This is a genomic window from Saccharothrix sp. NRRL B-16348 (assembly GCF_001280085.1).
Lineage (GTDB): Bacteria > Actinomycetota > Actinomycetes > Mycobacteriales > Pseudonocardiaceae > Actinosynnema.
The window spans coordinates 158828-178722 of the sequence record NZ_LGED01000113.1 but is presented as its reverse complement, the minus strand read 5'-3'; the positions used below and the strand labels follow the sequence as shown (position 1 = coordinate 178722).

At 71.9% G+C, this 19895-nt stretch carries 17 protein-coding genes and 2 pseudogenes; 9 read left to right on the top strand and 10 right to left on the bottom strand.

What is annotated here, in order from left to right; genetic code table 11:
• Positions 1 to 83 precede the first annotated feature (83 nt).
• The 3 genes and pseudogenes from ADK67_RS12330 to ADK67_RS12325 all read left to right on the top strand — a co-directional run bounded on the left by ADK67_RS12330 (position 84) and on the right by ADK67_RS12325 (position 3469).
• A complete protein-coding gene (locus ADK67_RS12330) occupies positions 84 to 1952 on the top strand; it encodes an FAD/NAD(P)-binding protein (protein WP_082403421.1) in 1869 nt (622 codons plus the stop codon).
• Between the two features lie 293 nt (positions 1953 to 2245).
• Positions 2246 to 2464 (top strand): annotated as a pseudogene (locus ADK67_RS55060) (PEP-utilizing enzyme); the annotation flags it as partial.
• A gap of 6 nt (positions 2465 to 2470) precedes the next feature.
• Positions 2471 to 3469, top strand: a complete 999-nt coding sequence (locus ADK67_RS12325) for a putative PEP-binding protein (protein WP_231648152.1) — start codon at positions 2471 to 2473, stop codon at positions 3467 to 3469.
• A 124-nt stretch (positions 3470 to 3593) separates the two neighbouring features.
• Here ADK67_RS12325 and ADK67_RS12320 read toward each other — a convergent pair whose 3' ends face one another.
• On the bottom strand, positions 3594 to 4265 hold the full coding sequence (locus ADK67_RS12320) for an enoyl-CoA hydratase-related protein (RefSeq protein WP_053716531.1): 672 nt from the start codon (positions 4263 to 4265) through the stop codon (positions 3594 to 3596).
• Positions 4266 to 4375: 110 nt separating this feature from the next.
• On the opposite strand from ADK67_RS12320, the gene lexA reads away from it, so the two are divergent.
• A complete protein-coding gene (gene lexA / locus ADK67_RS12315) occupies positions 4376 to 5035 on the top strand; it encodes a transcriptional repressor LexA (protein WP_053716592.1) in 660 nt (219 codons plus the stop codon).
• Between the two features lie 145 nt (positions 5036 to 5180).
• Positions 5181 to 5603 carry a DUF6292 family protein gene (locus ADK67_RS12310; RefSeq protein ID WP_053716530.1) on the top strand — a complete coding sequence of 141 codons (423 nt, stop codon included), beginning with the start codon at positions 5181 to 5183 and terminating at the stop codon, positions 5601 to 5603.
• 11 nt (positions 5604 to 5614) lie between these two features.
• Here the strand turns inward: ADK67_RS12310 and ADK67_RS12305 are convergent, their stop codons facing one another.
• Positions 5615 to 5845 carry a hypothetical protein gene (locus ADK67_RS12305; protein ID WP_053716529.1) on the bottom strand — a complete coding sequence of 77 codons (231 nt, stop codon included), beginning with the start codon at positions 5843 to 5845 and terminating at the stop codon, positions 5615 to 5617.
• Between the two features lie 262 nt (positions 5846 to 6107).
• Between ADK67_RS12305 and ADK67_RS52460 the strand changes: the two genes are divergently transcribed.
• A complete protein-coding gene (locus tag ADK67_RS52460) occupies positions 6108 to 7649 on the top strand; it encodes a serine/threonine-protein kinase (RefSeq protein ID WP_063797577.1) in 1542 nt (513 codons plus the stop codon).
• Positions 7650 to 7661: 12 nt separating this feature from the next.
• Here ADK67_RS52460 and ADK67_RS12295 read toward each other — a convergent pair whose 3' ends face one another.
• Positions 7662 to 8072: an STAS domain-containing protein gene (locus ADK67_RS12295; RefSeq protein WP_053716528.1), complete on the bottom strand. Its 411-nt coding sequence runs from the start codon at positions 8070 to 8072 to the stop codon at positions 7662 to 7664.
• A gap of 45 nt (positions 8073 to 8117) precedes the next feature.
• Positions 8118 to 8786, bottom strand: coding sequence for a hypothetical protein (locus ADK67_RS12290; RefSeq protein WP_053716527.1), 669 nt, complete (start codon positions 8784 to 8786; stop codon positions 8118 to 8120).
• A 40-nt stretch (positions 8787 to 8826) separates the two neighbouring features.
• Here ADK67_RS12290 and ADK67_RS12285 point away from each other — a divergent pair, with 40 nt between their 5' ends.
• Positions 8827 to 9546 (top strand): MerR family transcriptional regulator, encoded by a 720-nt coding sequence (locus ADK67_RS12285; protein ID WP_053716526.1) that lies wholly within the window; start codon positions 8827 to 8829, stop codon positions 9544 to 9546.
• On the opposite strand, the gene ADK67_RS12280 is transcribed toward ADK67_RS12285, so the two are convergent.
• The 6 genes and pseudogenes from ADK67_RS12280 to ADK67_RS12255 all read right to left on the bottom strand — a co-directional run bounded on the left by ADK67_RS12280 (position 9530) and on the right by ADK67_RS12255 (position 16279).
• Positions 9530 to 10477 carry a DUF6461 domain-containing protein gene (locus tag ADK67_RS12280; RefSeq protein ID WP_053716525.1) on the bottom strand — a complete coding sequence of 316 codons (948 nt, stop codon included), beginning with the start codon at positions 10475 to 10477 and terminating at the stop codon, positions 9530 to 9532. The two genes, ADK67_RS12285 and ADK67_RS12280, sit on opposite strands and share 17 nt — an antisense overlap.
• A gap of 105 nt (positions 10478 to 10582) precedes the next feature.
• A complete protein-coding gene (locus tag ADK67_RS12275) occupies positions 10583 to 13198 on the bottom strand; it encodes a CHAT domain-containing protein (RefSeq protein WP_053716524.1) in 2616 nt (871 codons plus the stop codon).
• 85 nt (positions 13199 to 13283) lie between these two features.
• On the bottom strand, positions 13284 to 13517 hold the full coding sequence (locus tag ADK67_RS12270) for a hypothetical protein (protein WP_053716523.1): 234 nt from the start codon (positions 13515 to 13517) through the stop codon (positions 13284 to 13286).
• A 296-nt stretch (positions 13518 to 13813) separates the two neighbouring features.
• Entirely contained in the window at positions 13814 to 14710 is an 897-nt protein-coding gene (locus tag ADK67_RS12265) for a hypothetical protein (protein WP_053716522.1), read from the bottom strand.
• A 383-nt stretch (positions 14711 to 15093) separates the two neighbouring features.
• Positions 15094 to 15687: pseudogene (locus tag ADK67_RS53550) on the bottom strand (RNA polymerase sigma factor); the annotation flags it as partial.
• A 178-nt stretch (positions 15688 to 15865) separates the two neighbouring features.
• Positions 15866 to 16279 (bottom strand): hypothetical protein, encoded by a 414-nt coding sequence (locus tag ADK67_RS12255; RefSeq protein ID WP_053716521.1) that lies wholly within the window; start codon positions 16277 to 16279, stop codon positions 15866 to 15868.
• 358 nt (positions 16280 to 16637) lie between these two features.
• Here ADK67_RS12255 and ADK67_RS12250 point away from each other — a divergent pair, with 358 nt between their 5' ends.
• The gene (locus tag ADK67_RS12250) at positions 16638 to 19541 is read left to right on the top strand and encodes an alpha/beta hydrolase (RefSeq protein ID WP_053716520.1); all 2904 of its coding nucleotides are present in this window, start codon (positions 16638 to 16640) and stop codon (positions 19539 to 19541) included.
• Between the two features lie 145 nt (positions 19542 to 19686).
• Positions 19687 to 19860, top strand: a complete 174-nt coding sequence (locus tag ADK67_RS50730) for a hypothetical protein (RefSeq protein ID WP_157620198.1) — start codon at positions 19687 to 19689, stop codon at positions 19858 to 19860.
• The last annotated feature ends 35 nt before the right edge of the window (positions 19861 to 19895 follow it).

Sequence of the window (19895 nt, the reverse complement as noted above, 5' to 3'; positions counted from 1 at the left end):
AATGCTCGGACGCGGAACGGCGTGGCTACGACCGCGTCGTCCCGACTTCGGTGGGTAGCGCCAGAGGGGACAGAGGTGGCATGGTGAAAAGCTTCGACCGGTTCCGCAGGGTTGTCGTCGTCGGAGCGGGTCTGGCCGGCACGGCGACCGCCATCCGTTTTCTCCGGTTCGCCCGCGAGCCATTGGAGGTCGTGCTGGTGGAACGCCGTCCGGAATACCGGAGTTCGGGCGTGGCGTACCAGCGCGAGAGCAACCACTGGCACCACGTGTTCAACATCCAGGCGGGCCGCATGTCGGCATTCCGCGAGGACGTCGACGACTTCATCGGTTGGGCCAACCGCGAGGCCGACCGGTCGGACTGGCCCGCGGACTGGCGCGACTTCGAGTTCACCGAATCCGGTCCCGCGCCGCGCCGCATCTACCAGGACTACCTGGAGAGCAGGCTCGCCGAGGCGGTCCGCGAGGCGGCTGCGGGCGTGGTGCTGGTCGAGCTCGACGGCGAAGCGGTCGACGTGGAGGTCTTCCACGACCACGCGCACGTCGTCGTGGAGAACCTCGCCGATCCGTCCGAGGGCGGCGAAACCGGGCAGGTGATCCTCAAGGCCGACCACGTCGTGCTCGCCACCGGGCTGGAGACGAAGTACCCGGCTTTCGCGGCCGACGTGCTGGAGCACCCGGCGTTCGTGCGCAGCCCGTATTCCCAGAGCGGTATCGAACGGGTGCTGGACGTGCGGAAAGACGGCGTGGTGGCCATCGTCGGCACGCTGCTCAGCGCGTACGACACGGCGACCCTGCTGTTACGCCGGGGGCACGAAGGCCCGATCCACATGATTTCGGGATCCGGGCTGACGCCCCGGACCTATCCGCCGAACCACCAGCACCAAGTGCTCGAACTGCCGGCGCCGCAGCTGCTCGGCGACACCTACGAAGGGCGCGAGGAATTCGTGCGCCGCTTCCGGGAAGAATGGGATCGCGCGTGTGCGGTCCTCACCCGTGAGCACCCCGAAGTGTCTCCTGTCGTGGTGACGGAACGGGTCGCCAAGTCGTGGGAACCGTACTTGCCCGCGATTCTCGAACGAATTCCCACGGACGAACTCCGCGGGCTGCTCGACAGCTACGGGAGCCTGTTGGCCGTGCTGCGGGTGAGCGCGATGTCCTACACGACGAACATCGTCGACGCGGCCATGGGCGAAGGCGGGCAGATCGCGCTGACCACCGGCCGCGTCCAGCACATCAGCGCCACCGGAGCGGGCACGCTCGTCGTTTCGATCGCGGGACAGGACTCGACGCGGACGATCGAGGCGGATCTCGTCGTCTCGAATTTCGGGCGCGAGACGAACTACGAGCGCGCCGACTCCGCGCTCTGGTCGAACCTGCTGCGCAAGAAAGTCGCCGTCGCGCACCAGCGGACCGGGCGCGGTGTCGAAGTCGACCCGTTCGGCCGGCTGCTCGGCCCGGACGGCACGCCGTCCGGACCCGTTTCCGTCGTGGGCAGCCCGCGGGAAGGCGACGAAATCATCCGGAACGGCCGCACGGGCGCGTTCACGTTCAACCTCGCCGCGATCAAGAACCACTCGGTGGAAGTCGCGGCCACCTCGCTGCACCGGATCGAATCGTGTTTCGACGAGCGTTCCACCGAACTCGCCGGCACGCTGACCGGCACGGCCGACCCTGAATTGCGCGACGCCGTTTCGCAGGCGGTCATGCTCGACGTCCGCCGGATGGCGACCCGCCGCCGTGACGACCGCGAGGCGCTGGCGGTCCGGCTCGAAGGGGCCATCCAGCGGATCCGGGACCTCGCCGCGCGCGGCGGAACCGCACCGCCGACCGACCCCGCTTTGCGGTTCGCGGTGAACTCGGCCGCCACCACGAAGCTGACCGACCTCTCGGTGACCCCGCGCGAACTCCGTTTCCTGCTCGGGCTCGAAGGTTCGGTGGAGCCGGTCGGCTGAACCGATCGGCCGCACCGGCTCGGCTCCTCACCACCATTTCTACGCGACTCGCGAACCGGGCGACTACTCCGCCGTTGCCCATCGGCCGCACGCGGTGTGGCTCGAATGGACCACTACCTCGCATTCGAGAAGATGCGCCGCAGGTCGGACGACTGCGAGGCTCGTCTCATGGCTCGTCGTCTTCGACGCAAACCCGGGGCCGGCATCGTGCGCGATGTCGGCCCCGAAGGTCGGCAACCAGGCCGACACGCTCGCCAGGTCCGCAAACCGACCGGAATCGGTAGGAGGATGCCGTGAGCCCGCGCGAGATCCCAGGGGTATTGCTCGTCGGTTCGCCGTCGACGAGTGTTCGCGGCATCGCCAATCACACCCGCAGACCCCTGCCCGGCTCCGTGCTGGTGGTCGAGGCGCTCGGCCCCGAGCTCTACGACACCATCGTCAAGTCGGCCGCCGTGGTCTGTTCCGGCGGAGGCCGCACAGGTCACATGGAATCGTTGTGCCGGTCCCGCGGAATTCCGGTGCTCCGGATTCCGCACGACGAACTCGCCGGACTGGTCGGAGACCTGACCGTGCGGACCGACCGGGAGTCGGTCACCCTCGGCGGAGTCGAGTCCACCGCGCAATCCGCGGAATACCCCACCGTCACCCCCGACGACCTCCGCTCGGTGTGCGTCGTCATCGCCGACGCGACCGACATCCAGTCGACGAACGCGATCCAGCCCCGCGTCGACCAGGTGACCTCGTTCTTCATCCGCGAGGAGTTCGTCTGCCTCTCGGCGGGCCTGAGCCCGCTCGACGCGCTCCGCGCGGGCGTTCCCGAGGCCGAGCGCTACGGCGCGGCGATCGGCGCGGAGCTGTGCGCCATCGTCAAGGAACTCCTGCCGGGCCAACGCCTGGTGATGAGGCTGCTGGACCTCCGGTCGGACGACGCCGCGCAGATCACCAACGACGTGGACGTCGACCACGAGTCCAACCCGGAACTAGGCCTGCACGGCGCGCGGTGGCTGCTGCACGAACCCCACTACCCGCACGCGTTCCGGGCCCTGCGCGCGTACGTGCGGGAACGGCTCGGTCCGGAAGCGGACCGGGTGAACTTCGCGGTGCCGTTCATCAACGACCAGGACGAGTTCCTGCGCCTGCGGGTCCGGCTCGACCTGCCCGACGACGTGCCGCTGTCGGTCTTCGTCGAGACACCCGCCGCGGTCCACTCGGCGGCCGAGTTCTGCGAGGCGGGCGCGAGCGAGATCTTCGTGGGCACCAAGGACTTGACCCAGTTCTACCTCGCCGCGGACCGGGGCAACCACCGGGTCGCCTCCTCGTACCAGACGCGGCACGCGGCCGTGATGTCCGGGCTGCGCCAGTCCGTGGAAGCGGGCAGACGGGCGGGGGTGCCGGTGCACGTGTTCGCGCTGGGGGCGGACGTGGGCTACTACTTCAAGCACCTGCCGACCGACCGGTTCATGCTGTGCACCGCCGAACTGAGGCAGCTCGCCTTGGACGCCCACGAATCACGGTGACGCGACGGTCGACCCGCCGCGAGGTCACCCGCGGCGCGACCGCACCGCGAACGTGCCGCTCGGGCGCTTCCCGGAGTGGCCTCCGATGTCGACCCCCAGGTCGGAGGCCACTCCCCTCGGAGGCTCAGCCGAGCAGGTTGTCCTTGTCCCGCAACGTGTCCAAAGCGGACCCGTACATGCGGGCCTTGATGGTGCCCAGCGTGGGGCCTGCCTTGCCGACCTGCGCCGCGGCGATCTCGACCGCGGTCGACCGGACCGCGTCCTCGCCCACGGCGCGGTCGACGATGCCGGCGGCCAGCGCGTCGTCGCCCCCGTAGCGGCGGGCCGTCGTCATGGCCTCGTGCGCGGTCCGCGGGCTCAGCCTGGCCTGGATCAACGCGGACATGCCCGGCGTGAACGGGATGTTGATCTCGGCCTCGGGCAGGCACCAGAACCCGCGGTCGGCGCGCATCACGCGGAAGTCGTGCGCCAGGGACAACATCGCGCCGGCGGCGAACGTGTGGCCCTGCAGCGCGGCCACCGTGATCACCGGCAACGACAGCACCCGCGCGAACAGCTCGTGCACGGACACGACGTACTCGCGGTAGTGGTCGCCGTTGGCCATCAACCACTCCAGGTCGAGGCCGTTGGAGAAGAACTTGCCGGTGGCGGTGGTGACCAGGGCGCGGGCGCCCTCCGCCCGCTCCACCTCGCCGAGCGCGGCGTCGACCGACGCGATCCAGTCGGGGTGGAACCGGTTCTCGGTGTCCCCGAGGTCGAGGATGAACACGTCGTCGTGGCGGTCGAGCGTCGGCATGGGGGTCCTCCTGGGTCTCCGGACGGATGCTACTAGCCGGTAACCATGCTACTAACCGGTAACTTAGTACCCGGGCGCGGCCCGCGTCACCCCGCTCTATGATCGCGCAGGTGACCGCCTACGACGATCTTGACGCGTTCGAGCACCTGGACACCTCCACCCTCCCGCCGCGCCAGCAGCGCATCCTGGCCGTGATCCGCGACTGGGTGGTCAGGCACGGGTACTCGCCGAGCACGCGGGAGATCGGCGACGCGGTCGGCCTGCGGTCGTCGTCCTCGGTGTCGAAGCACCTGGCGGCCTTGGAGGACAAGGGTTTCCTGCGGCGCGGCGCCGCCATGTCGCGGCCGATGGACGTGCGGCTGTTCCTGCACGAGCCGTCGACGCGGGCGAGCGCCGACTCGGTCCCCGTGCCCGTGGTCGGTCACATCGCCGCCGGCACGCCCATCGCGGCCGAGGAGCACGTCGACGACGTGCTGAGCCTGCCGCGCGAGCTGACCGGGCGCGGCACCGTCTTCGGCCTGCGGGTGCGCGGCGACTCGATGGTGGACGCGGCGATCTGCGACGGCGACATCGTGGTGGTGCGGCAGCAGCACGAGGCGCACTCGGGCCAGATCGTGGCCGCGATGATCGACGGCGAGGCGACCGTCAAGGTGTACCGGCGTCGCGACGGGCACGTGTTCCTGGAGCCGCGCAACCGGGCCTACGACGTCATCGACGGCGACCAGGCCGTGATCCTCGGTGCCGTCGTCTCGGTGTTGCGCAGCGTCTGAAACCTCGCGCTACGGCGTTCGGCGGGCACGTGGCGTCACGGTCTCTCATCCGAATGGTCTAATGCCCTCGGCTGTCGAGTGGATGCAGACTGAGACCAATTGAGATGTGCCCTTGCCGTGGCGCGCCCGCGGGTGGAGGTCGTCGATGGTCGGGATCGAGGCGGAGGGCCCGGAGGACCGGGGCCTGCGGCAGTACCTGCGGCTGATCGCCCGGAGGCTGGGGATCGACCTGGAGTCGTGCTGGTACGAGTGCGCGCCGGACGCCACCGCCTACATCGCCCTGGACCAGCGGGTGCCGCGGCACCCGGACAACGACCTGGCGCTCGTGTGGGACGAGCACACCGGGTGGTGCGCCGGGATCGAGGTCGGCCGGGGCGCGGACCTGGTCCCGCTGACCTACCTGGGCCCGCCGGTGCTGCCGTCGCCGGAGGCGGTCACCGTGTTCGTCTCGGACCTGGTCGCCGGCCGCCGTCCCGACCACCCGGAGCCGCCCGCCATGCCGATCGAGGACCACCTGGCCGACCTGCTGGTCGAGTACGCCGACCGCGCGCCCGCCAAGGTGCTCTGACCGTCCGGGCTTCAGTCCGCCGGGCCGCGCAGCGTCAGCACGACCCGCAGCACGTGCTCGACCGCGGACGGGAACGCCGCACCCCTCAGCTCGCCGCGCGTGGCGAGGTTCCGGGAGGCGAACTCCAGCATGCGGTCGTGACCGACCCGGCGGACCACGAGCGCGGCGATCTCGTCCAGGTCGAGGCCGGGGTTGTCCAGCCGGGTCAGGGCGAACTCGACCACGAGCTCCTCGTCCGTCATGAACGGCTCCTCCCGACACCGTCGAGCGTAGTCCGAGGAGGGTCGCCGGCGGGCCGACCGGAAGCACGAAGAGTCCCGGTTCTCCGAGCGGTGCGGCGGCTGCCGGTCTTGGATCCCGTGCCGGGTCGGCTCGACCACGACGGCTGCGGAGGGTCCGCCAACGCGGGGGTGGTGCCCGAGGACTTCGGCTGAGCTTCGGGCCGGCGTGGCGACTTCCGCAACCGGCCGTGCGGGCGCGGCGACTCGATTAGCCTCTGCCCGCGTGGACAAGGTCGGCAACCGCTACACCCCGGTGGAACGGCTCGGCAGCGGCGCGATGGGCGTGGTCTGGCGCGCGCACGACGAGCTGCTGCACCGGGACGTCGCGATCAAGCAGCTCCTCCTGCCCGGCCTGGACGCGGCCGAGGTGGACGAGGCCTGCCGGCGGGCCATGCGCGAGGCCCGCATCGCCGCCCGGCTCCAGCACCCGAACGCGGTCGGCGTGTTCGACGTGGTCGTCGAGGACGGCAAGCCGTGCCTGGTGATGGAGTACGTGCCCTCGCGCAGCCTGGCGGCGGTCCTCACCGAACGCGGCCCGCTGCCGCCGGTCGAAGCGGCGCGCATCGGTGGTCACGTCGCCTCCGCGCTGGCCGCCGCGCACCGGGCGGGCGTGGTGCACCGCGACATCAAGCCCGGCAACGTCCTGCTCGGCGCCGACGGCACGGTCAAGATCACCGACTTCGGGATCTCGCGCGCGGTCGGCGACGTGACCGTCACCAGGACCGGGATGCTCGCGGGCACGTTGGCCTACCTCGCGCCGGAACTGGCCCGCGGCGCGGACCCGACGCCGGCGTCCGACCTGTTCTCGCTCGGCGCCACCCTCTACGCGCTGGTGGAGGGCAGGCCGCCGTTCGGCGGCGGTGACAACGACCTCGGGATGCTGCACCGGATCGCCGGCGGCCGGGTCGTGCCGCCGACGCGGTCCGGCCCGCTCACCGGTGTGCTGACGAGGTTGCTGGCCAACGACCCGGCCGCCCGGCCGAGAGCGGAGCAGGCGAGCCGTGAACTGGCCGCCCTGACCGGTTCCGCGCCCACCCAGCCCACGCCGTTTGCACCTTCCGCGCCCACCCCTTCCGCGCCGCCGCCCACCAGGGCCATGTCCCCGGCGTACACACCGACCGCGGTCGCCGCACCACCCGTGACGGCACGTCCGATGGCGGCACCGCCGATGACAGCACCTCCCGGAACAGCACCGCCCACCCCGGACACGCGCCGCCGGTGGGTCGTGCCGGTCCTCGCGGCGGCCGTGATGGTCGCCATCGCGGCCACCGTGCTGATCGCGTCCCTGCTCGACCGCCCGGGGCAGTCGGCCGCGCCGAACACGTCCGAGCCGACCACCACCACCGCGGCGGAGCCGGCCGCCACCACCGAGGCAACCACCTCGGACGCGCCCACCTCGGACGCCTACCCGACGTCGGAGCAGACCACCGAGTCGACCGAAGCGGAAGCGCCGGACGCCGCGACGGTCGCCGCGTTCGTGCGCGACCACTTCGCCAACCTCCCGCACGACCCCGCCACGGCACGGGCGAACTGGGCACCGGAGAACCGGCCGGCGGAGTGGGAGGACGACCAGTTCTGGAGCGCCTACCGAGCCGTCGCGCTGAGCGGCGAGCCGGAGGTCGAGGCCGACGGGTCCACCTACGCCGTCGACGTGACCCTCGAACTCACACCCCAGGACGACGCCGACCCGGTCACCGAGGACTACCTCGTGACGGTCGTCGCGCGGGACGGCCGGTTGCTCCTCATCGGCCTCGACCAGGTGTGAGCCGAGCCGGCCTCACGACGACCACCAGGAGAAACCGGTGTCCGTGCCGGGCGCGGACCGGGCGCGCACGGTGGCCAGCGCCTCGTCCTGGGTGCGGTGCAGCCGCAGCAGGTCCTCGGTGTCGGTCATGCGGATCGGCCGCGCCACCGTGCGCCTGCCCGCCACCACGGCGAACCCGGCGCCCACCACGTCGGCGCGCTGCCGTGCCTCCACCAGCACCGCGATGCCCATCGACCCGAAGAACCCCACGTCGCGCAGGTCGACCACCAACGCGGACGCGCGGCCGTTCAGGCAGGTGAACAGCGCTTCGCGCACGTCGCGGAAGCTGTCGACGTCGAAGTCGCCGTGCACGGCGGCGACCACCACACCGTCGTCACCCACGTCCTCGACCGTCACCGACGGCTGATCGACATCACCGTGCACGGCCGCTCCCTCACCCCGTTCCCGGCTGCTGACCGTCTTCCACCTTTACCCGTTCGACGGCCGACCGACACCGCCAACGCGACCCACGGACGCCCGGCCGCGGAGTTCCCGCCACCCCAGCACGGCGTACCAGGCCATGACCGGCAGGTGGAGCGCGTAGCCCACCTGCTCCACCACCGGCGAGGGGCCGGCCGTCCCGGTCGTCCAAGGCAGCACCACGGAAGCGAGGCCGGACAGCGCGGCGACCACACCGGCCCGGCGCAGCCCGGCCGCCATGGGGACTTGGAGCACGGCGGCGGCGGTGGCCGCGACCCACAGCAACCCGGCCAGGTCGACGGTCCACTTGGCCGTGAGCAGCACCGCCCTGGCCACCTCGACGGCGGCGGGTTCGGCGGCCAGCTGGGTCACCGCCAGGTTGCCCGCGTCGTGGAGCAGCCCGGCCAGCCCCGCGCACGCGAGCAGCCCGGACGGCAGCAACGCCACCCGTCGGGCGGCCATCGTGAGCGCGGCGGCGACGAGGGCCGTCCAGCCGATCACGTCGAGCCCCAGCTCGACCAGGTGCAGCGCGGGCCGCGCGCGGATCGCGGCCAGTGTGGCGGCGGTTTCGGTCGGATTCAGGGTCAACCCCGATGGCACGACGACGGCCGCACCGGCGACCATGGCCGTAAGGGCGGTCAACAACAGGACACCGGTGAGCCGGTGAGCAGTGATCATGGCCGGACGGTAGGAACCTGACGCAGGGGCAAGGTCAACCATGTGGCGCATCGGGCAGGTGGCGCGGATGGCCGGCGTCTCCGACCGCACCCTGCGCCACTACGACAAGATCGGGTTGCTGCGCCCGGCCGCCGTGGACCGGGCCACCGGCTACCGCTGGTACGGCGCGGCGGAGCTGACCCGGCTGGAACGCGTCCGCGGCCTGCGCCGCCTCGGCCTGTCGCTGCGCCAGATCGCCGAGCTGGTCGACGCGCCCGACGCGCACGTGCGCCAAGCGTTGACCGAGACGGTGGACGTCCTCCGCCGCGACATCGCCGCCCTGTCGGAGGCCGTCGCCGCGGCCGAGGACCACCTCGCCGTCGAGACCGCGATCCTGCCGCGGCGGACCACGGTGGCCGCGCGCCGCCTACGCGTCCGGCGCGTCGAGGTCGGCCACCCGTCCGAGCTGGGCGCCTGGTGCTCCACCACGGTGTTGACCTGGCTCGAAGACCTCCCGGCGAACGGCTTCCCGGCGGCCGTGGCGGCGGACGGCGGCGAACCGTTGACGCTGCCCGAGCGGACCGTCGTGCGCGCGGTGGTGCCGCCGGCGTCCGGTGTCGTCCGCGCAGGTCGGGAGCTGTTCGACTGGCTGCGCCGCCACGGCCTGGCGATCGGCGGACCGACCGTGGAGGACCACCTGACCGACGCGGACGGCGTCACGGCCACCGTGCTGGAGATCCCGGTGCGACCCGGCGGCCCACGGGTCAGCGCGGGCGCGTGAGGTCGGGCCGGAGGGCGGCGCCCAGGGCACGGGCGAGCCAGCCGAGGTCGTGGGCGCGGCGGCGTTCGGCGTCGGTCATCCGGTGGCGTCCGCCGTGGTCGTTGAGCGACCAGCTGGCGCGCTGCGACTCGGTGAGCCAGGCGCGGACGTGCCGGCCGAGCGGGCTGTCGGGGGTGACGACCACGGGTTCCGCGCGTTCGGCCGCCGCCAGCGCGTCGGCGAGTCCCGGTGTGTCCGTCAGCCCGTGCAGGCCGGTGAGCCGCCGGACCTCGGCGACGGCGTCCACGGGTTCGTCGCGGCCGGGCCGCGACGCCGGCCGCTTGGGCGCCTCGGTGAACCACGGCTCGATGTGCGCGCTGGTCAACGGGCCGGTGAGCGCGTCGAACGCGGGCAGCACGCCGGTGATGTGCTCGACCACCAGCAGGCAGCGGGCGATGGTGTCGTCGAAGTGGCCGTCGTCGTCCTCGTCCGCGCCGAACCCGACGTCGAGCATCCGGGGGAGCAGGCGGTCCGGGTCGGCGCCGTGCCGGGGATTCGGGAACGTCGGGTCGAAGTAGGTGACCAGCTCGCCGTCGACCGCGTAGCCGAACGCGGGGGACGCGTAGTCGTGCCGCAGCACGGACACCGCCTCGGTCCCGCGCGACACGGCGGCCACCAGGTGTACGCCTTCGAAGCCGTTGGGCTCGAACACGACGGTCCACGTGCCGAGCGACAACGCCGACGCCACGGTGGGGTAGCCGTGGTCGTAGTCGTGCAGGTCGCCGATGTCGGGCAGCGCGCGGGTCGCGACGGTGTCGGGCAGCCCGCCCATCCGCCGCAACGCCTCGGTCTCGTCGACGTCCTTGACGAAGGTCAGGCAGAAGATCTCGCCGAGCGTCGGCCCGGCCCCCGGATACGCGTCCGCCCACGCGACGTCCTCGATCTCGCTCACGTCGTCCCCCTCGCCACCTCAACGGTGCGGGCGAGCCTAGCGGCGTGATCGGCGGCCCTCGCCGAGCACCGGAAGACGCGGTGAAGATCGCCGGTCGCGGCGCGGTCAGCCGCTCCCGAGGCAGACGAACGGCCGCCGCAGCGGGTCGACGGCGATCGCGTCCGCCAGCGCCACGGCCGGTCGCGCGCCGGCGGCCAGGCTGCGGTGGTAGTCGTCCATCGCGGCGGCGCACGCCTGGTCGCCGACCCGGCTCAGCGGGGCGACCACCACCTGCGAGCCGCTGGCGAGCAGGGCGCTGGCGAAGCCCAGGGGCTCGTCGCCGGGGCGGATCCGGTTGAGGGCGAGTTCGCACGCGGCCAGCACGACCTGCCGCGGCGGGTGGGCGAGGCCCGCCATCTCGTGCGCGTAGAGCGGGCCGTCGGTCAGCTCCAGCCGGGAGAACAGGGCGTTCTCCGGCTCGTGGACGCCGTGCGCGGCCAGGTGCGCGATCTCGGCGCCGTCCAACGCCTCCAGCACCGTGGCGACCGACGCCTGCCGGCCCGACATGAGCGCCGCGGTGGCGTAGTGCGCGCCCAGCTTGTCGATCTCGCCGACGGCGGCGGGCAGCCCGGGTCCGCGGACCAGCACCGTCCGCCCCGCGGGCCCGCTCTCGGCGCGGTTCGCGGCCAGCCACGCGGTGGCGGACGGCGCCACGACGGTCGGCCGGCCGCGCAACGTCGGCAGCACACCCCACGGGACCGCGTACAGCGCGCCGGTCGGCACCACCACCAGCTCCCGCTCGCCGATCAGCTCGGCCAGCGGTCGCACCAGCTGCGCGTCGAGCCGGTCGGCCTGCTTGCACGCCGACGCCGACATCACCCGCACCAACGGCTCCGGCAGGTGGTCGGGGGCCAGCGCGTTGAGGTCCGCGTTCAGCATCCGGGCGCTCTCGGCCGCCTGCCCGGCCGACCCGAGCCGGGCCAGCCGCACGTCGGAACCCACCACGACCACCGCGACCAGGGCGTCCTCGCACGCCGCGAAGCTGACCAGCGCCCGGTCGCCGAGCCGGGCCATCACGTCGGTCAGCCCGGCGACCGGGCGCGGGCTGCCCCACCGGCCGGTGTGCCAGCCGAGCCGGTTGGCCTCGCGGAGGCGTTCGGCCCGGCGGGCGCGCAGCGCGCCGGTCGCGTGACCGTCGTGCTCGGCCTGGTGGATCGACTGGGTGAGGCTGCGGACCTCGGCGATCCGCTCGGCCAGCTCGGGGTTGCCGACGTGGGTCAGCGGCTCGTAGCGGTAGGTCTGCGCCCGCGTGCGCTCCAGCCACGAGAACAGCCGGCGCGCGTTGCCGCCGTCGAGCACCAGCTGCACGGCCAGCTCGGCCAGCTCCCGGCCGTGCAGCGCGGTGCCGGACAGCAGCTCCAGGCCGCCCATCCGGTCCCGCACGTGGTCGAGGTCCGTGAGGCCGGCCCTGATCTCGGTGAGCGCGGCGGCCCGCCTGCCGCGGGCGATGGCCAGTTCGGCCCGGCACAGGCGGCGCAGCATCCGGTAGTCGATCGGCGCGAGCTTCCCCGGCCGGGGCACCCGGTCGAGGATCGCCGCGGCGGCGTCCACGTCACCGCGGCGGATCTCCAGCCGCGCCGCCAGCATCCGGGCGAGAGCCGCCTGCTCGGCCAGCCGCGGCACGGGCAACGAGTCGGCGAAGTCCAACGCGCGCCCGGGCAGCGACCGGGACACCCGCCCGGACCGCAACGCCAGCACGGTGTCCACCCGCAGCCCGATGAGGGTCGCGTTCGCGACGCACGTCTCGCAACCCCAACGCCGCATCCGCTGCCGTGCCGACGACGCCATGTCGCGCGCCAGGTCCAGTTCGTCGGTCATGTACGCGGCCGCGGCCCGGTACAGCTCCACGTTGCCCAGGTACCGGGGCACGCCGCGCTCGGCGCGCAGCACGGTCAGCACGGTGTCGAGTTGGCTGCCTGCCTCGTCCGCCAGTCCGGCGGCCATCAACGCGTGCGCCCGGTCCAGGCCGAGCGGGACCGGCATGTCGAGACCGTGCTTGCGGTACTCGCGCTCGCTGTTCTCGTAACGCCGCAGCGCCGCCGGCACGTCGCCGATCCGCAAGTTCAGCACGCCCAGCGCGTGGCTCGCGTCGGCCGCCCGTTCCGGCAGTCCGTGCTCCGTCGCCAGAGTCAGTGCCCTGGTCAGGTCCTGCCGCGCTTGACCGATCAACCCGAGCCTGGTGTGTGCCGTGCCCCTGCTCCACAGCGACTTCACGACCAGGTCGACCAGGGTCGACACCGGTCCGCCCGCGGCGAGCCTGCGTTCCTTGTGCTCGAGAGCGGAGTCGAAGGCCGTGATCGCCTCCTCGATCAACCCCGTGTTCAGCAGCAGCAGACCGCGGTTGTGCTCGACCCGACCGAGCAGTTCCGCCCTCACGACCGGGTCGGCCACGTCCTCGATCAGCCGTCGTGCCTCGGCCAGGCCGGCCAACCCCGTAACCGGGCCCTCGGTCTCCGCCACCACGCCCGCGAACGTCGACGTCAACCGGATCCGCATGGCGAGCCAGTCGGATCGGACCTCCGGGTCGACGGGGTCGATCGTGTCCGCCAGGCTCTGCCCGCGCCGCAGCAGCCGTGCCGCCTCGTGATGCCGCCCGGCGCACGAGGCGTCGATCCCCTCGCGGTGCAGTTCGCGTGCTTCACGGATGACGGCGGCTTCGTCGAGAGAAGCGGTTACAGGCACTGGTCTATGACAGCACAGAACGCATCAGGACAAAGAGCCCGCCGGCCAGGAGACCTGGCCGGCGGGCGTGATCACGCTTGACAGCTCACTTCGTGGCTGGGGCGTCCACGCATCCGCCGCCCACGCACAGCGGCGAAAGCTCGCCGTTCTCGTCCGTGTGGTGGTGGTGCGTGTGGTCGTGCTGGTGTTCGGGCTGCTCCGGCGTGGTTTCCGGCGCGACCGGAGCCGTGGTCCCGTCCTGCTGGACGTTCTCGGCGGACTCGACGGTCTCGGTGTTCTCGTCCACGAAGTCGATCTTGGTCTCGATGGGCGTCGACAAAGCGATCTCCCTCCCCTGAGGATCTGTCTTGGCCGTACAAGCGACTCAGGCGATTGCTCTGAGTCAGGTTCGGCGGACCCCTCGTACCGCTCGAACAGGGCAATAGTGGCACAACGGCGTAACGACCGAGAGGGAATTTCGCACATCCGGTAGGCAACTCGCCTCTGCCGTGCGTAAACAGCCCCAACTATCACCCATTCAGGTAACGCACCACGGACGGTAAGTCGATCATCGTGTGAGCGTCGCCGACGAGTGCAATTGGCATCCGGGTTGACCAGCGCGGTCGCGTTCCGGGCTCATCGGTCTGCCAGGTGCGCGTCGATCCCGCGGTGTGGCGAGAAGACCAGGCCGAGCGGGTTGCGGTGCTCGTCCAGGAACGCGCGGGCGAGGTCGCGGACGACGTCGCCGAGCCTGGTGCCGGGCACGAGGAAGGCGTCGGACAGCCTCGTGCGGTACTCGCGGAGGAACGCGTGCGGCAGGTCGAGCCGCGGCACGATCAGGCAGGGCGCGTCGACCCGCCCGTCGCCGTTCAGGCCGACCGCCACGCCGGAGCCCGTGACCGCGATCCGGCTGTCGGAGCCGGGCGAGCGGGAGGAGTTGTGCTCGACCAGGTGGCGGTAGCCCCAGAAACCGCGCGGGTCCCAGCGGTAGTCGTCGTCCCACACCGAGTCGTGGTCGTCCAGCGGGACGTAGAGCAGGCCCCACGGCACGAACAGGTTGTCGGACTCGACCGTGACGACGTGCTCGCCGGTGCGCAGCGCCGCGAGGAGGAGGTCGCAGAGCTCCTTGAGCCCGGCGTCGCCGTTGCGGAACAGCAGGGCGAACAGGTCGTGGCCCGCGCGGGCGAGCGCCGACACCACCTCGTCGACGTCCTGGCCGGCGAGGTCCCAGCCGTCGACGAACGGACGCCGGGTCGGCCGCACGCCCGGCTCGACGTGCTCGATCAGCCTGGTGCGCCACCGTGCCAGCAGGTCGCCGACACCCGCCTCCACCGTCGACGGGCCCAGCAGCACACGGCCCTGGCAACCGCCGCCGTCCGGGGGAAACGCGCTTCCCCAGGCCTGGACGAGGTAGCCGTCGTCCAGGCGCAGGAAGCGGAGGTGGACGGTGCGGTCGCGGTGGTGGCGGGTGTCCGGAATGGACCGGAGCCGGTCGCTGCGGTCGACCGTGACGGTGCTCGTCAGCTCGCGCATCAGGCCTCACCCACCGGCAGGTCGGCGCGGACCTCCTGGAGCAGGTGGCCGTCGCCGAGGTAGACCCGGAACACGAGTTCGAGCGTGCCGCGCTCGACGGGCACCACGCGGAACCGGACGGTTCTCGCGTCGAAGTCGGCGGGCAGCTCGAACACCCGCGTCAGCGGTTCGACGGTGGCGCCCTCGGCGTGCAGCAGCACGCGCACCACCTCGGTCACGGGTGGGGCGTCGTGCCCGGAGGTCGTCAGGGCGTCCCGGACGACGGTGTAGCCGAACTCGACCTCCGCCGGCACGCCGGCGACCACCGGCTCGGCGGAGAGCAGCCGCACCCGCGGATCGCGGGGCGGGTGCTGGGGCTGTGCGGGCGACGGCAGGCCCGGCCACCCGGCCTCGGCGTCGAGAAGAGCGCGCAGTACGTTCAGGCATCGACCCTCGGTGGGGCCGATGCCGCCACGCGGGGTGGACAGCGCGTCGGCGACCGCGCGGTAGTCGGGCCGGCCGGCCAGCACGGTGAGGCGCAGCAGTTCCTGGCACTTCGGGGACAGGCGACCGAACGCCCGCCACAGCCGGTGGTCCCGGTCGTCGAGCAGCGCCGCGTCCTCGGGCAGGCCGTGCTCGCTCACCAGTTCCGCGCTCCCGTCGCCCGCCGGTGCGTCACGGCGGGCCGGCGCCCACGTCCGCTGCGCCTCGCGACGGGTCGTGACGATGAGCCACCCGGCCAACGCGCGCGGGTCGGCCAACCGGTCGAGGTGCCGCGTCAGCGTCAGCCAGACCGTCTGCACCACGTCCTCCGCCGCGGCGCGGTCCAGCCCTTGTGCTCGGGCGACGTGCCACACCAACGGCGTCAGGTCCGCGACGAGCGCGTCGAAGGCCCCGCGGTCGCCTTCGCGTGCGGCGGTCACGCAGGCGGCGTGCCGTTCCGCACCCTCCAGGCGCAGCCAGTGGGGGTCGGGTCGCTGTGTTCCGGGCAGTGCCACCACTCCCTTTCAGGGGGCGAATCCCGCACGTTCGACCGCTACACCACCATGAGCGCGCGACAACTTGCCCGCACTAGTGCGGACGACAACTCCCCTGTTCGCTCGAACGCCTTCGGACGAATGAGGAAAGCCCCGCCCTCTCGAACCGAGGACGGGGCCGTCGAGCTGCCGGCGAGGGCTAGGGCTGGTTGGGCTGGTAGCAGTCCTTGAAGCCGTCGGGCTTGGGCTGGTTGCCGGCGAACGCGGCCACCACGTCCTGCTGCTTGAGGTTCTCGGGGTAGCCGGGCCAGTCCGGCTCCTGACCGTTGACGTGCAGCTCGTCCAGCCAGTAGCCGGACTGCCCGGACACCTTGGCGAACTCCAGGTCGCAGCCCTTGACCCGGACCGTGACTTCGAGGGTTTTCTGCGACGACTTGACCGTCCGCTTGCCGACCTTCTTGGTCTTCTTCTCGGACTCGCTGCGCGGCTCGCCGACCGCGGTGAAGCCGGCGGCCTTCAACTCCTCGACGAACTTGTCCTCGTTGCTGGAGCACCCGACCAGGGAAGCGCTCAACCCCAGCGCCAGCAGCACGGACGCGACCTTCGTGTTCATGGCGCAAAGCAAACCCGTCCCACCGAAACCTCAGGACCCGCCTCACCCAACCGTTACCGCGCTGTGACGTGGCGGCGGCCGTGGCCCGGGCGGTCCGACCCGCGCGCGAACGCCCGCACGTCGTCGTCGGTATTCCTCCCGGCAGCGCATGGCCGCGCTAACTCGAATGCCCGGGTCGCTCACCCGTTCAGGCCAGTTTCGCGGTGTATTCGTCCTGTTGTCGTAGGCGTATGGTCCGGGGTGGTACCCCTTTGCCCGGTCACCGTTCGAAAAACGCCGCAATAGTGCGGCACCACCCCTGTGGTCGGCGGCTACGGTCTGGATATTTGTGCGGACCCCATTCATTCGGGAGGGCCCGATGGCACCGTCCGAACCGGTCGACGCGGTATTCGTGCACGGACTGTTCTCCGCCGGCCGCACCTGGGACCGGTTCGTGAACCTGATCGCGGCCGACCCGGACTTGTCCGGTCGGGTCCGCACGCACGTTTTCGAGTACCCCTCACCGAAATTCAGCCTCCGGCCCGACCGGCGCATCGCGACCGCCGACGACGTCGCCGACCGGCTGAGCACCTACCTGCGGCACGAACTGGGCCAGTCGGCGTCGCTCCTGCTGGTCACGCACAGCCAGGGCGGCCTGATCACCCAGCGGTTCCTGGCCAGGACGCTGTGGCGGGGCGAGGGCGAGACCCTGGCCAGGATCAAGCAGGTCGTCATGTTCGCCTGCCCCAACGACGGGTCCGAGTTCTTCCTCGGCATCCGCAAGTGGTGGTATTCGGGCAATCCGCAAGAGGCCCAGCTGCGGCCGTTCGACACCGCGATCGTGGAGACCCAGCGGACGCTGTTCCGCGCCGTCGTCAACGCCACGGGGGTCAGCGAATCGACGTGCCGGATACCCATCGCGGCCTACGGCGGGCTGGAGGACCGGATCGTGCCGCCGAGGTCGAGCGCCTGGCTCTTCCACAACAGCGGCATGGTGGACGGCGACCACTTCTCGATCATCCAGCCGAAGGACTCGGCGGCCTCGTCCTACCGCGTGCTGAGAGGGCACGTGCTGGACGTGCTCAACCAGGGCGGCGCGCCCTCCGTCGCCACGTCCGAGACGGTGGTCGAGAAGACGGACGCGCGCCGGGCGGCCGTCTCCGTCACCCCGCGGCTGGAGGACCTGCCCAAGCTGTACGGGCGGAGCAAGCTCGTCGCGTCCGTCGTCTACGACCGGCAGTCGAGGGTGAACGTCCTGGCCGGCATCGGCGGTTCCGGCAAGAGCCGGATCGCGCTGGAGGTCGCGTCACGCGCCAAGAGGGCCGGGCACCGGGTCTGGTGGATCGAGGTGCCCCGGATCAACCTCTCCATGCGCGAGGTGGCGAACCAGCTGGGCGCGCCGCCCGACGAGGCGGAGACCGCCTGGCACGCGGGCCCGCGCAGCGCCGCCGACCTGCTGTGGCGCCTGCTCGACGCGAGCGGCGAGCCGTGGCTGCTCGTCTTCGACAACGCCGACGACCCCCAGCTCCTCGACCCCACGACGAAGCAGGTGTCCGGCGGGACGGGGTGGTTGCGCAAGCCCGCCTCGCCGCACGGCCGGGTCCTGGTCACCAGCCGCGACCGCAGCCAGGCCACCTGGGGCGACTGGGCCACCGTCCGCCCCGTGCCGCCGCTCGACCCCGACGACGGCGCCTCCATGCTGGCCGAACGGGTGCCGGACGGCGGCACCTCGCAGGAGGCCAGGGACCTCGCCGTGGCGCTGGGCGGGCTCCCGCTGGCGCTGCACGCCGCCGCCCAGTACCTGAACGCCGTGATCCGCGACCACGCCGGTTCGGGCACGCCGGCGATCACCGGCTTCCGCAGCTACCGCGCCGCGTTCGAGCTGCGCCTGAAGTCGACCACCGGCGTGTCCGACAACGAGTCCCTGGGCCTGGGGATCGTCGGCGAGGTGTTCGTGCTGTCCCTCGACCTGCTGGCCGCGCGCCGCCAGCCGTGGGCCGCGTCGCTGCTCAAGCTGCTCGCCTGCTTCCAGATCGCGCCGATCCCGTACCACATGCTGTTCAACAGCATCTCGCTCACCGAAACGCCGCTGCTGACCGATTTCGAGGCCACGTCGGACCAGGACTACCTGCCCGCGCTGGACGCGTTGGCGGACCTGGGCCTCGTGGAGCTGCAGCGCGTCGCCGGGGTGCGCGACCCCGACCTCGGGCGGACGCTCACCCTGCACCCGCTGGTGCACAGCGTGATGCGGCAGGACCCGGACGTGCTGGAGCGCCGGGACGACTACTACGGGCTCGACATCGAGATGCTGCTGGCCGCCACGGCGGACCGCGACCCGGACCTGCCCGAGTCCTGGGCGGTGTGGAACAAGGTCATCACCCACTCCGTCGAGCTGGCGAAGGCGTACCTGCTCGGCGGTCCGGCGCCGACCGACCGGCGGCTCGTCGCCGCCGCGCTGGGGCTGGCCAGGTCGAGCACCCGCTACCTGATCGCCACCGGCATCCTCAACCCCGGCTCGGACCTGGTCGAGGCGCTGATCACGCACTGCGCGCGGTTCAGGTTCGACCAGGACGACCCGGAGATCCTCGGGTTGCGGCACGAGCGCGGCCGGATCGCCCTGGAGCGCGACGAGCCCGAGGTCGCCGAGGAGGAGTTGGCGAAGGTGGTCGCGGCGCGGCAGCGCGCGCTCGGCGACGACCACCCCGACACGCTCGCGAGCATGCACAAGCACGCCAAGGCGATCGCCGAGCAGGGCCGCTGGGACGAGGCGGAACCGCTGCTGCGCCGGATCGTCGACGCGGAGCAGACGGTCCGCGGCCCCGAGCACTCGGACATGATGGTGGTCAAGCACAGCCTCGCGCGCACCGTGCTCGCGCTCAAGCGCGCCCCCGAAGCGGAACGGATGCTCCGCGACATCCTGGAGGTCCGCGTCCGCCTGTGGTCGCCGCGGCACCCGGAGACGCTGTCGGTGCGCCGGACGTTGGCGAACAGCCTGCTCGCCCAAGGCGAACTGGTCGGTGCGGAAGCGGAACTCGCCGACGCGCTCCAGGTCGTCGCGGACGACCGGCACGCGCGGGAAGCGCTGGCGCTGCGGTATTCCCTCTGCCTTGTGCGCGTGAGCCTGGGTACCGTGGAGGAAAAGGAACTCGCCATCCTGGCGGACGACCAGGCAAAGGCGTACGGGCCGCGGCACCCCGTCACGGACCGCACCCGGCGACTGCTCGCGCGGTTGCGCCGGGAGTTGCGTCCGTCCGCCCCAACCGATGATGGCTCACTAGAGTGAATGTAACACCGCGTTCGCCATCCGCGATTAGAACTGGTGTAGTTTGCTGCAGGTCTCGGGGGGCCGCCGGCGGATCCGGTTCCACCGCAGATCGATAGTCCGACGATGAAACGCTTGCCGGTGCCAACGCTGCGAGAGGTGTCTCATGATCTTCGCCAAGGACGACGGGGACGACAATCGGCCGCGCACCGGTTATTCGGCCGGTTCCTCCGGAATGGTCCGGGTAGATCAGCTCGACCTGGCCCGCAAAATTGCGCTCGAGACGCTGGAAGAAGATCAGCGGGCACTCGAGGTCGAGGCGCGTTCCGTCTTCCGCTGACCGGTCGATTCGCCATTCGGTCGGCCGCGGCAGGC